This is a genomic window from Lysobacter spongiicola DSM 21749, from assembly GCF_900167055.1.
Lineage (GTDB): Bacteria > Pseudomonadota > Gammaproteobacteria > Xanthomonadales > Xanthomonadaceae > Novilysobacter > Novilysobacter spongiicola.
Genome location: NZ_FUXP01000001.1, coordinates 797,738 through 818,224, shown reverse-complemented (window position 1 = coordinate 818,224; position 20,487 = coordinate 797,738). Strand labels below are relative to the sequence as shown.

At 68.2% G+C, this 20,487-nt stretch carries 22 protein-coding genes and 1 tRNA gene; 14 read left to right on the top strand and 9 right to left on the bottom strand.

Annotated elements, in window-relative coordinates; genetic code table 11:
• Positions 1–21: 21 nt before the first annotated feature.
• The 3 genes from B5D37_RS03835 to B5D37_RS03825 all read right to left on the bottom strand — a co-directional run bounded on the left by B5D37_RS03835 (position 22) and on the right by B5D37_RS03825 (position 3,125).
• Positions 22–705, bottom strand: coding sequence for an HNH endonuclease (locus B5D37_RS03835; RefSeq protein WP_078757336.1), 684 nt, complete (start codon positions 703–705; stop codon positions 22–24).
• Between the two features lie 68 nt (positions 706–773).
• On the bottom strand, positions 774–2,564 hold the full coding sequence (locus B5D37_RS03830) for an acyl-CoA dehydrogenase C-terminal domain-containing protein (protein ID WP_078757335.1): 1,791 nt from the start codon (positions 2,562–2,564) through the stop codon (positions 774–776).
• A gap of 69 nt (positions 2,565–2,633) precedes the next feature.
• A complete protein-coding gene (locus B5D37_RS03825) occupies positions 2,634–3,125 on the bottom strand; it encodes an LEA/WHy family protein (protein ID WP_078757334.1) in 492 nt (163 codons plus the stop codon).
• 151 nt (positions 3,126–3,276) lie between these two features.
• Between B5D37_RS03825 and B5D37_RS03820 the strand changes: the two genes are divergently transcribed.
• Complete coding sequence (locus tag B5D37_RS03820) at positions 3,277–3,531, top strand: type II toxin-antitoxin system HicA family toxin (protein ID WP_078757333.1); 255 nt, start codon at positions 3,277–3,279, stop codon at positions 3,529–3,531.
• The gene (locus tag B5D37_RS03815; RefSeq protein WP_234987684.1) at positions 3,528–3,875 is read left to right on the top strand and encodes a type II toxin-antitoxin system HicB family antitoxin; all 348 of its coding nucleotides are present in this window, start codon (positions 3,528–3,530) and stop codon (positions 3,873–3,875) included. Before B5D37_RS03820 ends, B5D37_RS03815 begins: the two co-directional genes overlap by 4 nt.
• A gap of 124 nt (positions 3,876–3,999) precedes the next feature.
• Here B5D37_RS03815 and B5D37_RS03810 read toward each other — a convergent pair.
• A tRNA-Phe gene (locus tag B5D37_RS03810) sits at positions 4,000–4,075 on the bottom strand.
• Positions 4,076–4,237: 162 nt separating this feature from the next.
• Between B5D37_RS03810 and B5D37_RS03805 the strand changes: the two genes are divergently transcribed.
• A complete protein-coding gene (locus tag B5D37_RS03805) occupies positions 4,238–4,684 on the top strand; it encodes a DUF6491 family protein (protein WP_078757332.1) in 447 nt (148 codons plus the stop codon).
• Here the strand turns inward: B5D37_RS03805 and B5D37_RS03800 are convergent.
• From B5D37_RS03800 to ftsY, 4 genes are read right to left on the bottom strand one after another with little or no spacing between them, the layout of a single operon-like run.
• The gene (locus B5D37_RS03800) at positions 4,663–4,935 is read right to left on the bottom strand and encodes an oxidative damage protection protein (RefSeq protein ID WP_078757331.1); all 273 of its coding nucleotides are present in this window, start codon (positions 4,933–4,935) and stop codon (positions 4,663–4,665) included. The two genes, B5D37_RS03805 and B5D37_RS03800, sit on opposite strands and share 22 nt — an antisense overlap.
• Before the next feature lie 20 nt (positions 4,936–4,955).
• A complete protein-coding gene (gene mutY, locus B5D37_RS03795) occupies positions 4,956–6,011 on the bottom strand; it encodes an A/G-specific adenine glycosylase (RefSeq protein WP_078757330.1) in 1,056 nt (351 codons plus the stop codon).
• Positions 6,008–7,327, bottom strand: a complete 1,320-nt coding sequence (locus tag B5D37_RS03790; protein WP_159447333.1) for an AsmA family protein — start codon at positions 7,325–7,327, stop codon at positions 6,008–6,010. Before B5D37_RS03790 ends, mutY begins: the two co-directional genes overlap by 4 nt.
• Positions 7,328–7,339: 12 nt before the next feature.
• Entirely contained in the window at positions 7,340–8,659 is a 1,320-nt protein-coding gene (gene ftsY / locus B5D37_RS03785) for a signal recognition particle-docking protein FtsY (protein WP_078757328.1), read from the bottom strand.
• Positions 8,660–8,725: 66 nt separating this feature from the next.
• Here ftsY and rsmD point away from each other — a divergent pair, with 66 nt between their 5' ends.
• The 7 genes from rsmD to B5D37_RS03750 all read left to right on the top strand — a co-directional run bounded on the left by rsmD (position 8,726) and on the right by B5D37_RS03750 (position 14,149).
• Positions 8,726–9,421, top strand: a complete 696-nt coding sequence (gene rsmD / locus B5D37_RS03780) for a 16S rRNA (guanine(966)-N(2))-methyltransferase RsmD (protein WP_078757327.1) — start codon at positions 8,726–8,728, stop codon at positions 9,419–9,421.
• Positions 9,418–9,921: a pantetheine-phosphate adenylyltransferase gene (coaD, locus tag B5D37_RS03775; RefSeq protein WP_078757326.1), complete on the top strand. Its 504-nt coding sequence runs from the start codon at positions 9,418–9,420 to the stop codon at positions 9,919–9,921. Before rsmD ends, coaD begins: the two co-directional genes overlap by 4 nt.
• 28 nt (positions 9,922–9,949) lie before the next feature.
• A complete protein-coding gene (locus B5D37_RS03770; protein WP_078757325.1) occupies positions 9,950–10,447 on the top strand; it encodes a hypothetical protein in 498 nt (165 codons plus the stop codon).
• A gap of 83 nt (positions 10,448–10,530) precedes the next feature.
• Positions 10,531–10,779 carry a YfhL family 4Fe-4S dicluster ferredoxin gene (locus B5D37_RS03765; RefSeq protein ID WP_078757324.1) on the top strand — a complete coding sequence of 83 codons (249 nt, stop codon included), beginning with the start codon at positions 10,531–10,533 and terminating at the stop codon, positions 10,777–10,779.
• Positions 10,780–10,783: 4 nt separating this feature from the next.
• Complete coding sequence (gene ggt, locus B5D37_RS03760; RefSeq protein ID WP_078757323.1) at positions 10,784–12,523, top strand: gamma-glutamyltransferase; 1,740 nt, start codon at positions 10,784–10,786, stop codon at positions 12,521–12,523.
• 1 nt (position 12,524) lies between these two features.
• Positions 12,525–13,415, top strand: a complete 891-nt coding sequence (locus B5D37_RS03755; protein ID WP_078757322.1) for an MBL fold metallo-hydrolase — start codon at positions 12,525–12,527, stop codon at positions 13,413–13,415.
• Positions 13,412–14,149: a TMEM43 family protein gene (locus B5D37_RS03750; protein ID WP_078757321.1), complete on the top strand. Its 738-nt coding sequence runs from the start codon at positions 13,412–13,414 to the stop codon at positions 14,147–14,149. The genes B5D37_RS03755 and B5D37_RS03750 overlap by 4 nt, the downstream gene beginning before the upstream one ends.
• 113 nt (positions 14,150–14,262) lie before the next feature.
• Here B5D37_RS03750 and B5D37_RS03745 read toward each other — a convergent pair whose 3' ends face one another.
• Positions 14,263–15,774 (bottom strand): aminotransferase class III-fold pyridoxal phosphate-dependent enzyme, encoded by a 1,512-nt coding sequence (locus B5D37_RS03745; RefSeq protein ID WP_078757320.1) that lies wholly within the window; start codon positions 15,772–15,774, stop codon positions 14,263–14,265.
• A 175-nt stretch (positions 15,775–15,949) separates the two neighbouring features.
• Here B5D37_RS03745 and queA point away from each other — a divergent pair, with 175 nt between their 5' ends.
• Genes queA through secD form a run of 4 tightly spaced genes read left to right on the top strand, consistent with a single transcriptional unit; the run spans position 15,950 to position 20,474 of the window.
• Positions 15,950–17,035, top strand: a complete 1,086-nt coding sequence (gene queA / locus B5D37_RS03740) for a tRNA preQ1(34) S-adenosylmethionine ribosyltransferase-isomerase QueA (protein ID WP_078757319.1) — start codon at positions 15,950–15,952, stop codon at positions 17,033–17,035.
• On the top strand, positions 17,032–18,156 hold the full coding sequence (gene tgt, locus B5D37_RS03735) for a tRNA guanosine(34) transglycosylase Tgt (RefSeq protein WP_078757318.1): 1,125 nt from the start codon (positions 17,032–17,034) through the stop codon (positions 18,154–18,156). Before queA ends, tgt begins: the two co-directional genes overlap by 4 nt.
• 54 nt (positions 18,157–18,210) lie before the next feature.
• On the top strand, positions 18,211–18,555 hold the full coding sequence (gene yajC / locus B5D37_RS03730) for a preprotein translocase subunit YajC (RefSeq protein ID WP_078757317.1): 345 nt from the start codon (positions 18,211–18,213) through the stop codon (positions 18,553–18,555).
• 59 nt (positions 18,556–18,614) lie between these two features.
• Entirely contained in the window at positions 18,615–20,474 is a 1,860-nt protein-coding gene (secD, locus tag B5D37_RS03725) for a protein translocase subunit SecD (protein ID WP_078757316.1), read from the top strand.
• The last annotated feature ends 13 nt before the right edge of the window (positions 20,475–20,487 follow it).

The window sequence follows — 20,487 nt, the reverse complement described above, 5'->3', positions numbered from 1 at the left end:
ACAGGGCCGAGCAGGGGCGCGTCAATTGAGCGCGCGCGCGTGCTTCTTGGGGAGCTGGCTCTTCAGGAAGGCCATCTGGTCGGCCAGGATATTGCGGTTGGAGAGGATCAGGTGCTCCACCCAGCTCGGCCTGTATGGCACCGCGAGCAGGGGCATGTGGGCCTGCTGCGGCGTGCGGTTGCCCTTGCGCGAGTTGCAGTGGAAGCAGGCCGAGACCACGTTCTCCCAGATGTCGCGCCCGCCCTTCGATACCGGGATGACGTGGTCGCGGGTGAGCTTGGGCCGATGGAAGCGGTCGCCGCAGTACAGGCACAAGTGGGCATCGCGCGCGAACAGGGCGGTGTTGGTCAGCGCCGGTGTGGGGTTGAGTGCGCGGGCACGGGCGTGCCCAGTGGTGGCGACGATGGGGTGCAGGTGGAGCAGGCTCTGCTCGCCGCTGGACCGGCTGGTACCGCCATGGATGGTCAGGCAGGGGTCGCCGAGGGTCCAGGCGACGGCGCCGCGCGCATACAGGCAGGCGGCGTCCTGCCAGTTCATCCAGTCGAGTACGCGCCCGTGGGCGTCCAGCGACAACAGCCGCACGCCATTGAGCCGTTCAAGTGCCAGGCGCGGAGAGCAGTGGACTTCCTCCGGTCCCCGGAGTGCGTCGGCCGCCCCCGGGGTTCCGGAGCTGACCAAGCGCAGATTCGCTCTGTCGGTCTCCATTGGAAACCGAGCATACCCCCGTTGCGTTGCAATTGGACACCGGGGCCGGTGACGGCCCCGGCGGGGGCTCAGGCGTCGAAGTGTGCGGCGTCCAGCGTCATCAGCGACCCGGCGCCGGCGGTGATGCCTGCCGCGTGCGCGAGCGTGCGTGGCAGGATGCGGTCGAAATAGAACCGCGCCGTCTCGCGTTTGGCCGCCTTGAATGCTTCGGGATGCGAGGAGGCTTCGGCCGCCACCACGCTTCGCGCCCACCAATAGGCCAGCGCGACGTAGCCGGAGTACATCAGGTAGTCGTAGGCGGCGGCACCGATTTCTTCGGGGTTGGCGGCCGCGCGCTCGGCGACCTGCCGGGTCAGCTGCTGCCATTCGGCCGCCTTTTCCTGCAACGTGCCGAGCAGCCCGGCGACTGCCGGGTTGCCCGCATGTTCCTTGCAGAAGGCCCCGACCATGCCAAGGAACACCTTCAGCCCTGCGCCCTGCAACTGCATGACCTTGCGCCCCATCAGGTCCAGCGCCTGGATGCCGGTGGTGCCTTCATAGAGGGTGGTGATGCGGGCATCGCGGGCCAGTTGTTCCATGCCGTGCTCGGCGATGTAACCGTGGCCGCCGTAGCACTGCAGCGCGTGGTAGGTGCACTCCACGCCCCATTCGGTGAGGCAGGCCTTGACGATGGGGGTCATGAAGCCCACCAGGGCATCGGCCTGTTGGCGTTCGCCCTCATCGCTGGCGTGCTGGGCGGTGTCGATCAGCAGGCCGGCGTGGTAGCTCATCACCCGGCCACCCTCCACCAGCGCCTTGCAGGTCAGCAGCATGCGGCGCACGTCCGGATGCACGATGATCGGGTCGGCCGGTTTCTCCGGGAACTTCGGGCCGGACAGCGAACGCATCTGCAGGCGCTCGCGCGAGTAGGCCAGCGCATTCTGCAGCGCCCGGTCCGAAAGCCCGAGCCCCTGCAGGCCGACCGCCAAGCGTGCGGCATTCATCATGGTGAACATGCCGCTCATGCCCTTGTTGGGCTGGCCGACCAGGTAACCCTGCGCACCGTCGAAGTTGATCACGCAGGTGGCCGAGCCATGGATGCCCATCTTGTGCTCGATGCTGCCGCAGCGCACTTCGTTGGCGTCTCCGACGGTGCCGTCGCGGGCGACACGCTTCTTGGGCACCACGAACAGCGAGATGCCCTTGGTCCCGGCCGGTGCGTCGGGCAGGCGCGCGAGCACCAGGTGCACGATGTTGTCGGTGAGGTCGTGCTCGCCGGCGGTGATGAAGATCTTGGTGCCGGTGATGGCGTAGCTGCCGTCCTCGTTGGGTTCGGCGCGCGTCTTGAGCATGCCCAGGTCGGTACCGCAGTGGGGCTCGGTCAGGCACATGGTGCCGGTCCAGCGTCCCTCCGTCAGCGGCTTGAGGAAGACCTCGCGCTGCCAGTCCTCGCCGTGATGGAGCAGGGCTTCGGTGGCGCCGTGGGAGAGCAGCGGGAAGTTGCCCCAGGCCAGGTTGGCCGCATCGATCATTTCCTTCTGCGGGAAGCCCACCGCCTGCGGCAAGCCCTGGCCGCCGTACTCCACTGCCGATACCAGGCCGGTCCAGCCACCCTCGACGTACTGCTGGTAGGCCTGCTTGAAGCCCGTGGGCGTGGTGACGGTGCCGGTGGCCTTGTCATGGGTGCAGCCTTCGCGGTCCCCGACCTCGTTGAGCGGAGCCAGCACGTTCTCGGCGAAACGCGCGCTTTCCTCCAGCACCGCCTCCACCAGCTCCCGGTTGGCATCGGAGAAGCCCAGCCGCGCGAACTCGGCTTCGGCGCCGACCACGTCGAACAGGGCGAACTGCATGTCGCGCAAGGGGGCTTTGTACTGGCTCATCTCGACCTCGTTTCGTGGGGTGCCGGGTGCCGCCGATGGCGGACGGATGGAAAATGGCGGGCGTCTGCCTCAGCGCAACACGCCGGGCAGACCGGGGGCCGGCGACAGGGCGCTGCTGCGCTCTATCTCGAACTCGCGCTGCCGCTCTTCGTCAGGCGTGGCGGTGACCGAGCCCTCCAGCGAATAGCCGATGCTGCCGCGACCTGCGAGCGCGTCGGCGACGGCCAGCTTGGCGGCAGTGGAGGGCTGCAACTGCAGCGAGGTGACGTCGGCGGATTCCGGCCCGATGGTCAGGGCGGGGCTGGCCCGCAGCGCGCCGGCCTCGTGTCCGTCCAACTGCACGTCGATGTCCAGCGAGTCGAAGCGCATCGGAATGCTGCTGAAGTTCTCGATCCGCAGCTCGACCGACCAGCTGCCATCGGCGAGCACGGTCAATTGCTGGATCCTCGCCGACGGCTCGGACACGCGCCGCACCGGACCGCTGGCGCAGGCGGCCAGCAGGCCGACCACGACGAGCGCGGCCAGCCAGCGGATCAAGGGGGTCGGGCGGAGTGCCTTCATGCCGTACTTCCTTCGAGCGGGACCCGGAGGATACTACGGCGCATGGTGGGGGCGGGGTAGCGCCGGTCTTGCCTTTCGCTGTGGCCGCCTCGGCAGCGGCCGCACCGCAAGCCAAGTTGACGTGGTACCGAAAGGTAGTACTATCTACCGAATGAAACGGAAGCATGCCAAGACATTGGAAGCCATCTTTGCCCGTCCCGTATCCGGGTCGATCCGGTGGAGCGACATTGAGGCCCTTTTGGTGGTGCTTGGTGCGGACAGGGAGGAGCGGGAAGGTTCTCGGGTCGCCTTCATCTGGAAGAGCCAGGTACAAGTGTTCCATAGGCCGCATCCGTCGCCTGATGCCGATAAGGGCGCCGTGGTCAGCGTAAAGAAGTGGCTTGAAGCAAACGGAGTGACACCATGAGCATGCGAAACGTTCTCGACATTGACGGTTACAGCGCGGTGGTCAGCTATGACCCCGAAACAAATCTTCTGCGTGGCGAGTTCATCGGGCTCAACGGCGGCGCGGACTTCTACGCCGACAACGTGGCGGCACTTTTCGAAGAGGGGCGCAACTCCCTGACCTTGTTCCTTGAGGTTTGCCGCGAACGTGGTATCGCTCCACGCAGGAACTTCTCGGGCAAGTTCCAGATGAGGCTTGACCCCTCGGTGCATGAGAAGGCTACGGTTGCGGCTGCTGCGCGAGGCACGAGCTTGAACGCCTTGATCGAAGAGGCTGTCCAGCACGAGCTCGAGGCGGTTGCCTGACGTATTGGGCCAAAGCAGGAACGAGCTGCACATATGCTGCAGCGCCAGCCGACCCGTGCCTGAAAACAAAAAACCCCGCGAGGCAAAGAGCCTTGCAGGGCCTACGTTTCACACGCCACCAAGATGGTGGCCGGGGAGGGAATCGAACCCCCGACACGGGGATTTTCAATCCCCTGCTCTACCAACTGAGCTACCCGGCCGGACTTGCATCACGGCAGGCCGTGCGAAGGAGCGGAATGATACGGGGCCGGAACAGGACTGGCAAGCGGGATGTGCGCTGAACGTCGTCGGGCGGTCGTGCTGAAGCTTGCCCTCGATGCGCGCATCGTGCTTTGCATGTCCAAGCGCTGGAAGGAGTCGGTATGAACAAGCTGGATCCGAAGCGGTTCTCTGTACTTGCGATCGCGGTCGCGCTGCTCGCGGGTTGCGCCACGGGCGGCAGCCTGACTGATGAGCAACGTGGTGAAATCCACCGCACCCATGCCGGCGAGCCGGTCAGGAGCTTCCACCACTTCGGCACGCTGCACAGCTGGTCGCCGGTGGACGACTCGTCGATCGTGGTGCACACGCGCCCACGGACGGCCTACCTGCTGACCTTGTCGGGGAGCTGCCCCGGCTTGCAGTACGCGCGGGCGATCAGCCTGGGCGACCAGTCCGGGACGGTGCACGCGGGCTTCGACAACGTCACCGTGCTGGACCGCAATGCGATCGACATCCCGTGCAGGATCGAGCAGATCCAGCCGATCGATGTCGATGCGGTGCGCGAAGCGGAGAAGGCCGCCCGCGATCAGGTTTCCGGCGGAACGTAACCTGCGACCTTGTCGGCGCCGCCCTCGAACAGGAACTTGATCATCTGCTGTTCGAGGAACTTGCGGTGCTCGGGGTTCATCGGTGACAGGCGGTTTTCGTTGATGAGCATGGTCTGGTGCGCCAGCCATGCCGCCCAGGCCTGCTTGCCGATGTGGGCATAGACGCGTTTGCCGGCTTCGCCGGGCCAGGGGACGAAATCCAGCCCTTCGGTTTCGCGCTTCTCGTATTCGCAATGGACGGAACGGGGCATGGCGGGCCTTCGATGGTGGATCAGCCGGCTTCCAGCAGCCGGCGAATCGGGGCGGGGATGCCGAGCGACTGCATGTCTTCGCGCGTCACCCAGCGCAGGGCGCCATTGTCGCGCACGGCGGGCCGCAGTTCGACGCCACGCAGCCGGCGCGGGCGCAACTGCAACTTGAAGTGGGTGAAGGCGTGGTCGACCGGCTGCAGGGGCTCGGGCTCCGCCTGCCGGGCGTGGCTGTCGATGTGCGTGTCCAGCCACAACGTCGCCCCCGCATCGTCTTCCGCCTGCGGCAGGCTCCAGAGCGACGCCCAGATGCCGCTGGGCGGGCGCTGCTGGAGCAGCACGCGGCCGTCGGCGTCTTCCAGCCAGAGCACATCGGCCTGCCTTTGGGGCACGCTGCGTGTCGGCCGCGCCGTTGGCAGCTCGCCGGTGCGTCCCTCGATGCGTGCGACGCAGCCGTCTCGCAGGGGACACAGCACGCAGGCGGGGTTGGCGCGGGTGCAGAGGGTGGCCCCGAGGTCCATCTGCGCCTGGGTGTAGTCGGCCAGGCGCTCGTGGGGCAGGTGGTTTTCCGCCAGGGCCCAGAGCTGTTTTTCCACCGCCGGTCTGCCCGGCCAGCCTTCGATGCCGTGGTAGCGGGCGAGCACGCGCTTGACGTTGCCATCGAGGATGGCGTGGCGGTCGCCCCAGGCCTGGGCGAGGATCGCGGCAGCGGTGCTGCGGCCGATGCCGGGCAGGGCGACCAGTGCGTCCAGGTCCCGCGGGAGATCGCCGTCGTGTATCTCGACGCAACGCTGCGCGGCGGCATGCAGGTTCCGGGCGCGCGCGTAGTAGCCAAGCCCCGACCACAGCGCCAGTACCTGCTCCTGCGGCGCACCCGCCAGCGCGGGGACATCGGGCAGGGCGGCGACGAAGCGCTCGAAGTAGGGGGCGGCGGTGCGGACCTGGGTCTGCTGCAGCATGATCTCCGACAGCCAGACCCGGTACGGGGTGCGCGGGTGCTGCCATGGCAGGTCGTGGCGCCCGCTGTGGTCGAACCAGGCCAGCAACCCCGAAGAAAAACCGTCACCGACGGAACTCATTCCGAGCCGGCTCCCGCCTCGTCGCTGCCGTCGCTCATCTCGACCCTGACGCCGTGCAGCGTTGCACCCGCAAGTTCGAGGCGCGGTGTTTCAAACGTGCCGTCGACCGGCGGGAGCGGATTGCCACGGTCGAGCTGTTCCAGCCATTCGAGGATTTCCGGCAGGCGGAAATCGCCGGCAAGCCGGGTGGTGCCGGGCGTGCTGCCTTCGGTGGCCAGTTCCAGGTGCGCCGGCCCCGACAGGTTCGTGGCACCGGAATAGGTGAGCCGGAACGGCATCGCGTCAGAAGGCCGCGCCAGTGGCTCCGGCAAGACGGGCCATGCCTCCGGCCACCCTGCGAACTCGCCGCCCAGTTGCAGCGAGAGGTGTTCCTGCCATGCGAAACCGCCGGATGCCGCCAGCGTGGGCACGAGGCCGCCGCCGCGCGTCGCCAGGCCCATGGGCTCGATCGAGAGCATGCCGTCCCGGTAGCGCAGCGGACCTGCAAGCCCGAGTGCAAACCGGTGCGACTGGTCCGGCAGGGTCAGACGCGACGGTGATGCGAAACGCATGCGGTCCAGGCCGAAGCCGTTTTCACCCTGGAACAGCAGCCCCGACAGCGTGGGCTTGAGCGCGAGGCGCCAGTCCGGGGTGACCACGGTGGCGATGCCGGACGCGCCGAGGGCGGCATCCTGCGAAGGTGCGGTCAGTGCCAATTGCAGGTCGAACGGTACCGAAGTGTCGCCATTGACGAACCGGCCGTCCACGCGTGCCGCCACCGGAGCGGAGGGCGCCAGCGACGGCAGGTCGATGTTGACGCCCTCGATGCTCCAGCCGCTGCCGATGACTTGCCCCCGCACGATGTGCAGGCCTTCGGTCAGGGTCGGGATGCGTGGATCGGTGGTGGAGGGCGGGCGGCTGTCGAGCCATCTGCCGAGCATTTCGATGTCCAGCCGGGGGGCGTCGGCCTCGACCCGCTCCACCGTCAGGTCGGCGCCACGCGCGCGCAGGGTCGACCACGGCAGGGAGAGGCGCAGGCGCTCGGCGACCAGCAGCGGCTCGGATGCGCCGGGCATGCGTGCAACGACATCGCGGACCACCAGGTGCGGCGTGCCGCGCAGCCGGTACTCGCTCGCTCCTGAAGAGGTGATTTCCAGGCCGAGTGCGCTACCCGCCTGGCCGAGCACCAGCCGCGCGACCTGGGAGGGGCGGCTGAACCAGAACGCGAACGCCAGCAGCAACGCCGCCAGCACCGCGGCCACGATGAGAAGGGTGCGCCAGCGGCGGCGGGGACCGGGGTCGGAGCGATCCGGCGCTGGCGTGGCGCCCACGGACACGGGGAGCCGGCGCTAGGCGCCGAGCGTCTCCGGCAGCAGGGCGTCGACGAAGGCCTCCGCATCGAACACGCGCAGGTCCTCCGGACGCTCACCGATGCCGGCGAAGCGGATCGGGATGCCGAACTCGCGTGCCAGTGCGAACACCACGCCACCCTTTGCGGTGCCATCGAGCTTGGTCACCACCAGCCCGGTCACGCCGACGGCGGCATGGAACTGGCGCAACTGAGAAAGGGCGTTCTGGCCGGTGGTGCCGTCGATCACCATCAGCACCTCGTGCGGGGCAGTGGGGTCGACCTTCCGCAGTACCCGCCGGATCTTGCCGAGCTCGGCCATCAGGCCCTGCTGGGTGTGCAGGCGACCGGCGGTATCGGCGATGAGTACTTCGGTGCCCCGGGCCTTGGCCGCCTGCAGGGCATCGAAGGCGACCGAAGCGGGATCGGCGTTCTGGCCTTGGGCGATCACCGGCACGCTGTTGCGCTCGCCCCAGGCCTGAAGCTGTGCCACGGCCGCGGCGCGGAAGGTATCGCCGGCGGCGAGCATCAGCGGGCGGTTTTCGTCGCGGAAGCGCTTGGCGAGCTTGCCGATGGTCGTCGTCTTGCCGACGCCATTGACACCCACCGTCAGCAGCACGAACGGGCGCGCGCTGGAGTCGATCTCGAGCGGGACGCTGACCGGCTTCAGCAGCGACAGCAGGTCCGCGCGCAGGGCCTTGAGCAGGGCCTGCGCATCGGCGAACTCGCGCGATTTCATGCGCTTGCGCAGGCCTTCCACCACCTCGGTGGTGGCCGTCATGCCGACGTCGGCCGTGATCAGCGCGGTCTCGATGTCGTCCAGCAGCGCATCGTCGAGCTTGGGGTTGGAGTAGAACAACCCGCCGAAACTGCGCGCGAAGGCGCTGCCATGCAGGCGCTCGCGCCAGCCGAGTTTGCCCGCCGGTGCGGCCGGCTTGTCGGTGGTCTGTCCGATCCAGGAGCTGTAGTCAGGCTCCTCGATCGGCCTCGGTGCTGGCGGCGCCGGGGAGGGCGCGGGCACATCCGCGGGTGGCGGGCTGACCGGCGGAGGCGGCGTGGCTTCCGCGGTCGTGTCGGCAGCCGCGCCTACTTCCGGCGACTCCGCGCGCGGGCGGCCCGTATCGCGTTGATCATCGGCGGGGGCGCCGGCGGGAGGTGCGAGCGGTGCGGGCGGCGCCTTGCCCGTTTCGGCTTCGTCCTTCCGCGGCGCTTCTCGCTTGTCGGAGGGGGGCTGGGCGTCAGGAAACGCCGCCGCCAGCTCTTCTGTGCTGTAGCGACGCTCGGACGATTCCGGCTTTTTGCGGCGGAAGAAGCTGACCATCGACAGGTGGTATCACGAATGCGCGAGAATGCCGCACATGCTAGCACCGGGGCGCATGCGCCACCCATGAAGAAAGACAGCTCCGGCCGCCCCCGCGGGCGTGCGTCCAGACATCTCCACGCGCCGGGCCAGGTCCGCCTGATCGGGGGCCGTTGGCGCGGCAGCAAGCTTCCCGTCGCCGACATCGAAGGCTTGCGCCCGACCTCCGACCGCGTGCGCGAAACCCTGTTCAACTGGCTGATGCCGGTGCTGCCGGGGGCGCGGGTGCTCGACCTGTTCGCCGGCAGCGGCGCACTGGGGCTGGAGGCACTGTCGCGGGGCGCGGCAACGGCGACGCTGGTCGAGCGCGATCCGCTGCTTGCCACGGCCCTGGCGCAGGTCGCCGCGCGCCTGCCGGGCGGCGAGGCGGCCACCGTGGTGCAGGCCGATGCGCTGGCCTGGCTGCCGGCCCAGCCGCGCGGGTCGTTCGACATCGCCTTCCTCGATCCGCCGTTCCCGGCGGGGCTCTGGGAGCAGGCGCTGGCGGCGGTGGATCCGCTGCTGGGTGCCGGGGCGTGGCTGTATGTCGAGTCGCCGGCGGGACTGCCGGTCACCGCCCCCGCGGGGTGGGTGATGCACCGCCAGGGCACCACCCGCGAGGTGGCCCACGTGCTCTACCGGCGCCTGCCCGCCCCGTCGGGCGAACCCGGCGCGCCGGTTGATACACTTGGGCACGTCCCGGCCAGCCCGGGCACCCGTCCATCCGAACCCGGTATCGAATGACCTCGGCCCGCAACCGCATTGCCGTCTATCCCGGCACGTTCGACCCGATCACCAACGGCCACGTGGACCTGGTGGATCGCGCCGCGCCGCTGTTCGACCGGCTGGTCATCGGCGTGGCCGAGAGCCCCACCAAACGGCCCGCGCTGCCGCTGGAATTGCGCGTGCAACTGGCCCAGGGCGCGCTGTCGCACCACGACAACGTCGAGGTGCAGGGCTTCCAGTCGCTGCTGGCCCATTTCGTGTCAGGGATCGGAGCCGGGGTCCTGCTTCGCGGCCTGCGCGCGGTCTCCGATTTCGAGTACGAGTTCCAGATGGCGAGCATGAACCGCCACCTGATCCCGGATGTCGAGACCCTGTTCCTGACGCCCGCCGAGCAATACGGCTTCATTTCATCATCGCTGGTACGCGAGATCTCCCGCCTGGGTGGCGATGTCTCGGGTTTCGTGCCCCCGGCGGTGGCCGACGCGTTGCAGGCCCAATGGCAACGCACCCATGCCTGACCATCCAAGACACCACTGGGGAAACCACATGAAAACCACGACCCGACTGATGCTGATCGCCCTCCTTTCCATGCCGGTGCTGGCGGCCTGCGACAAGGAGGCCCCGCAGGCGGAAGTCGCCGAGGCGCAGGCGCCGATGGCCGCACCGACCACCAACGGCGATGAGGAGTGGGGCGCCTACCTGACCGACGTTGTCCGCCGCAACATCGGCGACACCAGCAACAGCCCGTACCTGTACTACCTGCCCTCCAGCGACAGCGAAGGATTCCAAGGCGCCCATGACCGTCTGAAGGAAGAAGTCGAGCTGGCCATGCAGCGTGGCATCGTCGAGGGCAACCTGGTGGCGTTCGGCTCCCCCGAATCCACCATGATGGCCGACATCGTCGTCGGCGCCTTCGCCCAGGTGGACCCCGCCTCGATGAAGGGCGTCCGGGTGATCTTCATCGGCGATGCGGCCGACAGCGAGCGCGTGCGCGAAGCCGTCGAGCCGGCCGGCGTGAACTACCAGTTCGTCGAGGCCAAGTAATCCGGCTGCGGTGAACGTCCGGGTGCGGCCAGCCGCACCCGGCACACAGGAGTACCGGGCGGTGTACGCGCCGCCCATCCCCCATGTCCCTCAAGATCAACGAGCTTTGCGTCAACTGCGACGTCTGTGAGCCGGCTTGCCCGAACCAGGCGATCTCGCAGGGCGAGACCATCTACGTGATCGATCCGGCCCGCTGCACCGAATGCGTCGGACATTTCGACGAGCCACAGTGCGTGGTGGTGTGTCCGGTCGAGTGCATCGATCCGGATCCCGAGATCCCCGAGACCCACGAACAACTGCTGGCCAAGCTGGCCCGGTTGCAACAGGAGTAGGCCGATGCGCATGGCGCTGAAGACGGTATTGCTGGTTGGCTTCCTTTCCACTGCCGTTGGCGCCTGCGCCACCGGTACCGATACCGGTACGGGGGTCCAGGCAGCCGCGGCCGCGCCGCAGGAAACCCGCACGCCCCCCGGCGTCGCCATCGCCAGCGCGCACTCGCTGGCCACCCAGGCGGGGTTGGACGTCGTGGCCGCCGGCGGCAACGCCTTCGACGCGGCGGTCGCGGTCTCGGCCACGTTGTCGGTGGTCGAGCCGATCAGCTCGGGCATCGGCGGCGGCGGGTTCTTCCTGCTGCACGATGCGTCCACCGGACGAGATGTCTTCGTGGACGCGCGCGAAACGGCGCCTGCGGCAGCCACTCCCGAGGCCTACCTCGACGAGGATGGCGAGCTGGACCGCGACCGCGCCACGAACGGCCCGTGGTCGGCAGGCATCCCGGGGCTGCCGGCGGCACTGGTGCACGTCTCGGAGAAGTACGGGCGGCTGCCGCTGGCCGAGTCGCTCGCGCCCGCCATCCGCATCGCGCGGGAAGGTTTCGAGGTCTACCCTCGGCTGGAGCGCGGCTATGCGCGGCGCAGCGAGGTGATGGAGCGCTACCAAGGGACGCGCGAGGTGTTCCTCGCCGATGGTGATCCGCCGCAGGCCGGGGAGATCCTCAGGCAGCCGGACCTTGCGCGGACGCTGGAGCTCATCGCCGAACGCGGTTTCGATGGCTTCTACCGCGGGGAGGTGGCCGACAAGCTGCTGGCCTCGGTGAGGGAGGAGGGCGGCCACTGGCGTGCCGGGGAACTTGCCGGCTACACCGTCCGCGAGCGCGAGCCGGTGGTGTTCGACTACCGTGACTGGCGCATCGTGACCGCGCCGCCACCGTCGTCGGGTGGGGTCGCACTGGCCCAGATGCTGCAGATCCTGGAAGGCTGGAACCTGCCCGAACTGGATGATGCCAAGCGCACGCACCTGGTGGTGGAAGCGATGCGTCGCGCCTACCGCGACCGCACCATCTACCTGGGCGATCCCGACTTCGTGGAGATGCCGCTCGGGCTGCTCACCGACGGGCGTTACGCCGCCGGCCTGCGTGCGACGATCCATCCGGAGAAGGCCACGCCCAGCACGCTGCTCTCCGGCGAGCCGGTGCCGCTGGAGGACGACGAGACCACGCACTTCTCGATCATCGATACCGAGGGCAACCGCGTCTCGACCACCCAGACCGTCAACCTGCTGTACGGCTCCGGGCTGGTCGCACCGGGCACCGGCGTGCTGCTCAACAACGAAATGGACGATTTCGCGCTCAAGCCGGGCACGCCCAATGCCTTCGGCGTGATGGGGTTCGACGCCAACGCGGTGGAGCCGGGCAAGCGCATGCTCAGTTCGATGACGCCCACCTACATGGAGTCCGCCGACCAGGTCGCGATCCTCGGCGCGCCAGGGGGCAGCCGCATCATCACCGAGGTGCTGATCGGCATCCTCGGCTACGACGATGGCCTCTCGGCGCAGCAGGTAGCGGCCCTGCCGCGGATCCACCACCAGTGGATGCCCGACGCGATCTCCGCCGAGCCCGATGCGCTGGCGCCACCGACGGTGAAAAAGTTGCGGGCGATGGGCCATACCGTCAACGCCGGGGAAGACACCTGGGGCAACCTGCAGACCGTATGGTGGGACAAACAGGGCAACCGCCTCGAAGGTGGTACCGATCCGCGCAATCCCGTGGGGTCGGCGGAAGTGGTCCTGGAGGACTGACATGAAACTCTGGTCGATCAACGGCAACAGCCAGAAGCTCGACGGCGGCGCGATGTTCGGCAATGCGCCAAGGGCGATGTGGTCCAAGTGGTCACCGCCCGACGAGCTCAACCGCATCGACCTGGCCTGTCGGGCGCTGCTGGCGACGCCGCTTGCGGGGAAGACGGTCCTGTTCGAGACCGGGATCGGCGCCTTCTTCGAGCCGCGATTGCGCGAACGATACGGCGTGGTGGAAGACCGCCACGTTCTGCTGGACTCGCTGGAGCGGGCGGGATTCAGGCCGGAGGACATCGACGTGGTGGTGCTGTCACACCTGCACTTCGACCACGCCGGCGGGCTCCTGGCGCCATACGAGGAGGGGGTGCCGCCGCGGCTGGTCTTCCCGAACGCGAGCTACATCGTCGGCGCCAGGCACTGGGCGCGCGCGACCGGCCCGCACGCGCGCGACCGTGCGAGCTTCATTCCGGAGCTGCCGGCGCTGCTGGAAGCCACGGGCCGATTGGAACTGGTCGACGGCGAATACTCCCGCACGCTGGGTGACGCCGTCCGTTTCGAGTACAGCGATGGGCACACGCCGGGGCTGATGCTCGCGGAGATCGTCGGGCCGGAACGGGTCGATGGCCAGGCTCATGGCGGGGTGGTGTTCTGCGCCGACCTCGTCCCCGGAAGGCCATGGGTGCACGTTCCGATCACCATGGGCTACGACCGCGACGCCGAACTGCTGATCGACGAGAAGAAGGCCTTCCTGGCCGACAAGCAGGCGCGCAACGTGCACCTGTTCTTTACCCATGACCCGGACTGCGCGCTGGCGCAGGTGACCCGGGACGAACGCGGGCGCTTTGGCACCACCCACGAAGTATCCAGCCTGCAGGCGAGGGCGCTGGGCGCATGATTCGTGCCGCCCGGGGGCTCGCGGTGGCCGTCGCGCTGGCCGTTGCGCTGCTGCTGCCGGCCATCGCATCGGGACAGCAGGCAGCACTGCCGCAGGGCGAGCCCGAACCCGGGCAGGTACTGGAGGATCCGGATTTCGGGGTGCGCACCGACCAGTTCGGGCTGGACCGCCGGGTGGAGATGCTCCAGTGGCAGCGCGAGCCCGATGGGGGCTATCGCCAGGTGTGGTCGTCGGGGCTGGTCGACTCGACCGGCTTCGACAAGGGCTACGAGAACGTGCCGGGCGTGCCGCTGGAGAGCCGCCGCTGGTGGGCGGAGGGCGCGACGCTGGATGGCAAACCGCTGGACCTGTCGGTGCTCAAGACACTGGGGCAGTGGCAGGAGTTCCGCCCCCCCTTCAGTCGCTTGCCGGCCAACCTGGCGGCCACTTTCCAGCCCGAAGGCAACGGCCTTGCGAGCTCGGACAATCCGCTGGAGCCGCGCATCGGCGATCTCAGGATCCGCTGGCGGGAGCTTCAGTTGCCGCCGCTGGCGGGGCGTGTCGAGCTCGTGGATGGCGCATGGCAGGTTTCGGCTGGCGCGGAGAATGCGGCGTTGAACGCCAGGCCCTTGCCGCCGGTTGCGACCGTGGACGGAAGCGCACTGCCGGACCTGCGCCTGCGGATCCTGCTTGGGGGCGGCGTCTTCCTGCTGCTGGTCGTACTCGTCGTGGTGGTGCGGCGGCTCAGGCGCTGACCTGACCGGCCCATGCCGCGCCGCGCGGTAACGGCGAAAAGACCGAAAAGAAAAAGGCCGGGAGCAACCCGGCCTTTCCGTCAAGCAACTGCAGGTGGCGATAGGTCAGGCAATCAGGCAGCAGCTTCCTGCTGCTTGCGCGGACCTTCCCTCAGCGCCCGCGCGACCATGCCCACCAGCAGGTCGACCTCTTCGCTGGTCATGGTGAAGGTCGGGGTGAAGCGCAGCGAGTTGGTGCCGCCGTGGATCACGCCGATGCCGTGGCGGCGCAGCCACTCCTCGGTGGAGTCGGCGCCGTAGCACTTGAACTCCGGTGCGAGCTCGCAGGAGAAGAGCAGGCCGGTGCCCTGGACCTTGGTGATCAGGCCACCCAGCTCGTCCTTCAGCTTGCCGAGCTTCTCCAGCGCTTCGGCGCCACGGGCGCGAATGTTCTCGCGCAGCTCCGGCGTCACCAGTTCCAGCACGGCGCAGGCGGTGTCGAGGGCGCGCGGATTGCTGGTCATGGTGTTGCCGTACAGGCCCTTCCGGTAGCACTTGGCGGCGCGCTCACCCACGGCAAGGACGGACAGCGGGTACTGGCCGGCGTTGAGGGCCTTGGAGTAGGTCTCCATGTCGGGCGCTTCCACGCCTTCGAAGCCCGGGTAGTCGACGATCGACAGCACGCCGTTGGCGCGCAGGCCGGCCTGGATGGAATCCACCAGCAGCAGCGAGCCGTGCTCGCGGGTCAGCTCGCGCGCGGCGTTGTAGAAGTCGACGGGCACGCTGCGGCCCGGGTCGCCTTCACCCATCACCGGCTCCAGGAACATCGCTTCGATGAACCAGCCGTTGGCGTCGGCATCGGCGAAGACCTTCTTCAGGGCATCGATGTCGTAGGGCGCCACGGCGATGACGCTGTCCTCGCCCCGGTAGCTGGCCAGGAACTGCATGTAGGTCTTGCGGGTGGAGTCGGAGTACAGCGCCGGGCGGTCGGTACGCCCGTGGAAGCCGCCCTTGACCACGACGCGCTTGATGCTGCGGCCGGCATGGCGGCCATCCTTGTCGGTCATCGCCTTGGCGTTGGCGTCGGCAATGCGCGCCGCAAGCGTCACCGACTCGGAACCCGAGTTCAGGCACAGGAAGTTGCTGTACGGGCATTCGCGACCGATGCCGATCGCCTCGCGCAGCAGTTGGGCGAAGCGCAACTGCGACAGGCTGGGGGTCATGATGTTGGCCATCGCCTGCGGCTTGGCCATCGCTTCGATGACCTTGGCCGGCGCGTGGCCGAAGCCGAGCATGCCGTAGCCGCCGGAGTCATGCAGCACGGCGCCCTTCAGGGTGACGATCCAAGGGCCGCGGGCGGCGAGCGCCACGTACGGGTTGACCGCATCGTCCTGGTAGAAGTTGACGTAAGCCTCCTGGACACGGGCCGCTTGGGCGTCTTCGTCGAGGTCCAGCAGGTCGCCGAACTCGTCCTTCGCCTGCTGGTAGGCGGCGACCGCCGCCTCGACGGCTTCCTGCAGCTCGGCGTTGCCGGCGAAGCGGGCGAGGGTGGCGTCGTCGAGGCCGGTGGTGCGGCGGGTGCCGGAATGGGCGCGCAACGGTGCGAGCTTGGCGACGACGGCATTGTCGTGGGCGGTGCTGGACATCGGGATGGATCCTCCAGGGTGTGGACAACGTCGCAAACAAAAATGCGCGGACACAACCGCGCAGCAGCGTTTTCCGTTTCTATTCAATTAGTTGCGGGATTCTATCACGCTGGACCAAGCGGCATAACCCCCGCCATCGCTACACTGTGCCGTTGCCCAGCCGCTCCAGCGCCCGATGTTCCCGGGGCCACCTGCCAAGCCATTGATCTTGAAGAAGTCCGATTTCAGCTACGAGCTGCCGCCCGACCTGATCGCCCAGGCACCGCTCCCGGAGCGATCATCCAGCCGGCTGTTGGTGGTCCCACCCGCGCCGGCATCCTTATCCGACCGTGTGTTCCGGGACCTGCCCGACCTGCTCGAAGCGGGTGACCTGCTGGTGTTCAACGACACCCGGGTCATCCCGGCGCGGCTGTTCGGCCGGAAACAGACCGGCGGCCGCGTCGAAATCCTGATCGAGCGCATGCTCGGTGGCCAGGAAGCGCGGGCCCAGCTGGGCGTCAGCAAATCGCCGAAGGCCGGAGCGCGTATCGAGCTGGACGCAGGCGGCGAGGCGGAGGTGATCGGGCGAGACGGCGAGTTCTACCACCTGCGTTTCCACGTGCAGACGGGGCTGGAGCAGTACCTCCTGCACGCCGGCCGCCTGCCTTTGCCTCCCTATATCCAGCGCGAGCCGGGCGCGGATGATGCCGAGCGCTACCAGACCGTTTTCGCGCGCCAGGCCGGCGCCGTCGCCGCCCCGACCGCCGGGCTGCATTTCGACCAGCCCCTGCTGGACGCCCTCGCGGCACGGGGTGTCGAATTCGGCCACGTGACGCTTCACGTGGGGGCGGGGACGTTCCAGCCGGTCCGTGCCGACGACCTGTCCGAGCACGTGATGCACAGCGAGTGGCTCAACGTCGGCGCCGGACTGGTGGAACAGGTGCGGCGGACGCGTGCAGCCGGACGCCGGGTGGTCGCCGTCGGTACCACCGTGGTGCGTGCGCTGGAGTCCGCGATGCAGCGGACCGACCGCCATCCGGAGGGCGAGCTGCAGCCGTTCGCGGGTGAGAGCCGCTTGTTCATCCTGCCCGGCTACCGGATCCGCTCGATCGACGCGCTGGTCACCAACTTCCACCTCCCCGAGAGCACGCTGTTGATGATGGTTTCCGCATTTGCCGGCAAGGCGCGCATCTCCGAGGCCTATCGGCACGCGATCGAGCAGCGCTACCGGTTCTTCTCCTACGGCGATGCCATGTTGCTGTTGCCGGAGGAGCGGTCATGAGCGCCAGTCCCGCCAGTCGGATGTCCTTCGAACTCCTCGGCACGGACGGCGGTGCGCGCCGGGGGCGGGTGTCGTTCCCGAGCGGCACCATCGAGACGCCGGCGTTCATGCCGGTCGGCACCTATGGATCGGTCAAGGCGGTGCTGCCGCAGCAGGTTCGGGAGCTGGGCGCCGAGATCATCCTCGGCAATACCTTCCACCTGTACCTGCGCCCCGGACTGGAGGTGATCGAGGCCCACGGCGGCCTGCACCGGTTCATGGGCTGGGAGCGGCCGATCCTGACCGACTCGGGCGGCTTCCAGGTGTTCTCGCTGGCCCACAAGCGGAAGATCACCGAGGCCGGCGTGACCTTCGCCGCGCCCACCGACGGCCGCAAGGTGTTCCTCGGGCCCGAAGAGAGCATGCACATCCAGAAGGTGCTCGGCTCGGACATCGTGATGATCTTTGACGAGTGCACGCCCTATCCGGCGACCGAGGACGTCGCGCGGGCTTCGATGGAACTGAGCCTGCGCTGGGCCGAGCGCAGCCGGCGCGCGCACGAGGGCAACGATGCCGCCCTGTTCGGCATCGTCCAGGGCGGCGTCCACCACGGCCTGCGCACGCGCTCGGCGGAGGCGCTGAAGCAGATCGGCTTCGATGGCTACGCGATCGGCGGCCTGGCGGTCGGCGAGCCGGAGGCCGAGCGCAATGAGATGCTCGAGCACACCACGCCGCAGTTGCCCCAGGATCGCCCCCGCTACCTGATGGGGGTGGGGCGGCCTGAGGACCTGGTGGAGGCGGTGGCGCGTGGCGTGGACATGTTCGACTGCGTGATGCCCACCCGGAACGCCCGCAACGGCCACTTCTTCACTGACCAGGGCGTCGTGCGCATCCGCAACGCCCGCTACGAGCACGACCTGCGCCCGATCGAAGAAGGCTGCGACTGCCATGCCTGCGCCAATGGCTTCAGCCGCAGCTACCTGCGCCACCTGGACCGCTGCAACGAGATGCTCGGCCCGATGCTGGGCACGCTGCACAACCTGCGGCACTACCAGCGCCTGATGGCCCGGATGAGGGCCGCGATCGAGCAGGGCGGTTTCGCCGCCTTCCGGGAGTCGTTCCACGCCGCCCGGCAGGGATGACCGGCGGCCGTATGCCATAATCCCCGGCTATTTTCAGCCCTTCCGGATAACGACATGAACCTGCTCGACCTCGTGATCGCTCCAGCCCATGCCGCAGCCGCTCCGACCGGTGGCCTGTTCGGCGGAGGCCTTGGCGGCCTGCTGTTCCCGATCCTGCTGATCGGCGTGATGTACTTCCTGATGATCCGCCCGCAGATGAAGCGCGCCAAGGAGCACCGGGCGATGCTCGAGAAGCTCTCCAACGGCGACGAGGTGCTGACCAACGGGGGCATCGCCGGCACCGTGGTGGCACTTGGCGAGAGCTTCATCACCGTCGAGATCGCCGACAACGTGCGCATCCGCGTGCAGAAGGGTGCCATCGCCAACGTGCTCCCCAAGGGCACCTTGAAGTCGGCCTGAGCCGTCTCCACACCACTTTGACGTAACGGCGGCCGGGGCGGCCGCCGCAGGGGCAATCGATGCTGACTTACGCGCGCTGGAAATACATCGTCCTGGTGCTGGCCATCCTGTTCAGCGTGCTCTATGCACTGCCGAACGTGTACCAGAAGGATCCCTCGGTACAGATCACCTCCAGCCGCGGTGCGCCCGTCGACCAGGCGCTTGCCGACCGGATGGGCAAGGTCCTGGCGGATGCCGGCGTGACCACCAAGTCCATCGAGCTTGCCGATGAGACGCTGCTGGTCCGGCTGCCCAGCACCGAACTGCAGACGCGCGCTTCCGATGTGTTGAAGGACGAGTTGGGCAGCGACTACGTGTCGGCCCTCAACCTCGCGTCGACGGTTCCGGACTGGCTGTCGTCGCTGGGCGCCGAGGGCATGTCGCTGGGCCTGGACCTCCAGGGTGGCGTGCACTTCCTGATGCAGGTGGACCAGGAGGCCGCACTCGACAAGCGGCTGGACGCGATCACCGACGATGTCCGGGTGGTGCTGCGCGAGGAGCGCATCCGCTACGAAGCGGTCAACCGTCGTCCCGACAACAGCATCACCGTTCGCCTCTCCGATGCCGCCGACGCCGACGAGGCCATCCGCCGGATCGCCGTCAGCCAGCCGTCGCTGCGCTCCGATGTCGACGGAAGCACCCTGCGCCTGGAGGTGCCGGAGACGGAGATCCAGCGCATGATGACCGATGCGCTGGAGCAGAACCTGGGTACCCTGCGCAACCGCATCAACGCCCTTGGCGTGGCCGAGCCGCTGATCCAGCGGCAGGGCAACGACCGCATCGTGGTCGAACTCGCTGGCGTGCAGGACACCGCCGCGGCAAAGCGCCTGATCGGCGCCACCGCCACGCTCGAATATCGCGCGGTGGTCGAAGGCAATGCATATGAGGCCGCGGCAACGGGCAACGTGCCGCCGCAGGCCGAGATCTATTACGAGCAGGTGCCCGGCGGAGAGCCCATCCCCCACCTGCTCAACAAGCGGATCATCGCCTCCGGTGACCAGCTGGTCGGCGCGACCTCGGGCATCGACCCGCAATCGGGGACGCCTTCGGTGTCGGTCCGCCTGGACAGCGCCGGCGGTCAGCGCATGTTCGATTTCACCAGCGAGAACGTCGGCAAGCCGATGGCGGTGGTGTACATCGAACGCATCCCCGAGGTGCGCATGGTCAACGGCGAGGAGGTGCGCAGCACCCGCGTCGAAGAGAACGTGATCTCGGTCGCCAACATCAACGGCGTCTTCAGCAAGGAGTTCCAGACCACCGGCCTCGACAGTCCCAAGGCCGCGGCGGAACTCGCGCTGCTGCTGCGCTCGGGCTCGCTGGCCGCGCCGATGGATTTCGTCGAGGAGCGCATCGTCGGCCCGAGCCTGGGCAAGGAGAACATCGAGCGCGGCCTGACCGCCGTCAGCTACTCGTTCGTGTTCGCGCTGCTGTTCTTCCTGGTGTACTACCGGATGTTCGGCCTCATTACCTGCGCCGCACTGCTGCTCAACATCCTGATGCTGGTCGCGGTGATGTCGCTGTTCGGTGCCACCCTGACCCTGCCGGGGCTGGCCGGCATCGCGTTGACCGTCGGCCTTTCGGTGGACGCCAACGTGCTGATCAACGAGCGCATCCGGGAGGAGCTGCGGGCGGGCATCCCACCCAAGTCGGCGATTGCCACCGGCTACGAAAAGGCCACCGGCACCATCTTCGACGCCAACATGACGGCCATCCTCGCCGGCGTCGCGCTGTTCGCCTTCGGCACCGGCCCGGTGAAGGGCTTCGCGGTCGCGCTGATCGTGGGCATCGTCACCTCGATGTACACCGCCGTCTCGGCATCGCGAGCCATGGCCACGCTGCTCTATGGCCGGCGCTCCAAGCTCAAGTCCATCGCGATCTGACGGGGATACGCAT

Coding starts and splice junctions, on each gene's coding strand:
- B5D37_RS03835 (WP_078757336.1), bottom strand. CDS start 705: ATGGAGACCGACAGAGCGAATCTGCGCTTGGTCAGCTCCGGAACCCCG.
- B5D37_RS03830 (WP_078757335.1), bottom strand. CDS start 2,564: ATGAGCCAGTACAAAGCCCCCTTGCGCGACATGCAGTTCGCCCTGTTC.
- B5D37_RS03825 (WP_078757334.1), bottom strand. CDS start 3,125: ATGAAGGCACTCCGCCCGACCCCCTTGATCCGCTGGCTGGCCGCGCTC.
- B5D37_RS03820 (WP_078757333.1), top strand. CDS start 3,277: ATGAAACGGAAGCATGCCAAGACATTGGAAGCCATCTTTGCCCGTCCC.
- B5D37_RS03815 (WP_234987684.1), top strand. CDS start 3,528: ATGAGCATGCGAAACGTTCTCGACATTGACGGTTACAGCGCGGTGGTC.
- B5D37_RS03805 (WP_078757332.1), top strand. CDS start 4,238: ATGAACAAGCTGGATCCGAAGCGGTTCTCTGTACTTGCGATCGCGGTC.
- B5D37_RS03800 (WP_078757331.1), bottom strand. CDS start 4,935: ATGCCCCGTTCCGTCCATTGCGAATACGAGAAGCGCGAAACCGAAGGG.
- mutY (WP_078757330.1), bottom strand. CDS start 6,011: ATGAGTTCCGTCGGTGACGGTTTTTCTTCGGGGTTGCTGGCCTGGTTC.
- ftsY (WP_078757328.1), bottom strand. CDS start 8,659: ATGGTCAGCTTCTTCCGCCGCAAAAAGCCGGAATCGTCCGAGCGTCGC.
- rsmD (WP_078757327.1), top strand. CDS start 8,726: ATGAAGAAAGACAGCTCCGGCCGCCCCCGCGGGCGTGCGTCCAGACAT.
- coaD (WP_078757326.1), top strand. CDS start 9,418: ATGACCTCGGCCCGCAACCGCATTGCCGTCTATCCCGGCACGTTCGAC.
- B5D37_RS03770 (WP_078757325.1), top strand. CDS start 9,950: ATGAAAACCACGACCCGACTGATGCTGATCGCCCTCCTTTCCATGCCG.
- B5D37_RS03765 (WP_078757324.1), top strand. CDS start 10,531: ATGTCCCTCAAGATCAACGAGCTTTGCGTCAACTGCGACGTCTGTGAG.
- ggt (WP_078757323.1), top strand. CDS start 10,784: ATGCGCATGGCGCTGAAGACGGTATTGCTGGTTGGCTTCCTTTCCACT.
- B5D37_RS03755 (WP_078757322.1), top strand. CDS start 12,525: ATGAAACTCTGGTCGATCAACGGCAACAGCCAGAAGCTCGACGGCGGC.
- B5D37_RS03750 (WP_078757321.1), top strand. CDS start 13,412: ATGATTCGTGCCGCCCGGGGGCTCGCGGTGGCCGTCGCGCTGGCCGTT.
- B5D37_RS03745 (WP_078757320.1), bottom strand. CDS start 15,774: ATGTCCAGCACCGCCCACGACAATGCCGTCGTCGCCAAGCTCGCACCG.
- queA (WP_078757319.1), top strand. CDS start 15,950: ATGTTCCCGGGGCCACCTGCCAAGCCATTGATCTTGAAGAAGTCCGAT.
- tgt (WP_078757318.1), top strand. CDS start 17,032: ATGAGCGCCAGTCCCGCCAGTCGGATGTCCTTCGAACTCCTCGGCACG.
- yajC (WP_078757317.1), top strand. CDS start 18,211: ATGAACCTGCTCGACCTCGTGATCGCTCCAGCCCATGCCGCAGCCGCT.
- secD (WP_078757316.1), top strand. CDS start 18,615: ATGCTGACTTACGCGCGCTGGAAATACATCGTCCTGGTGCTGGCCATC.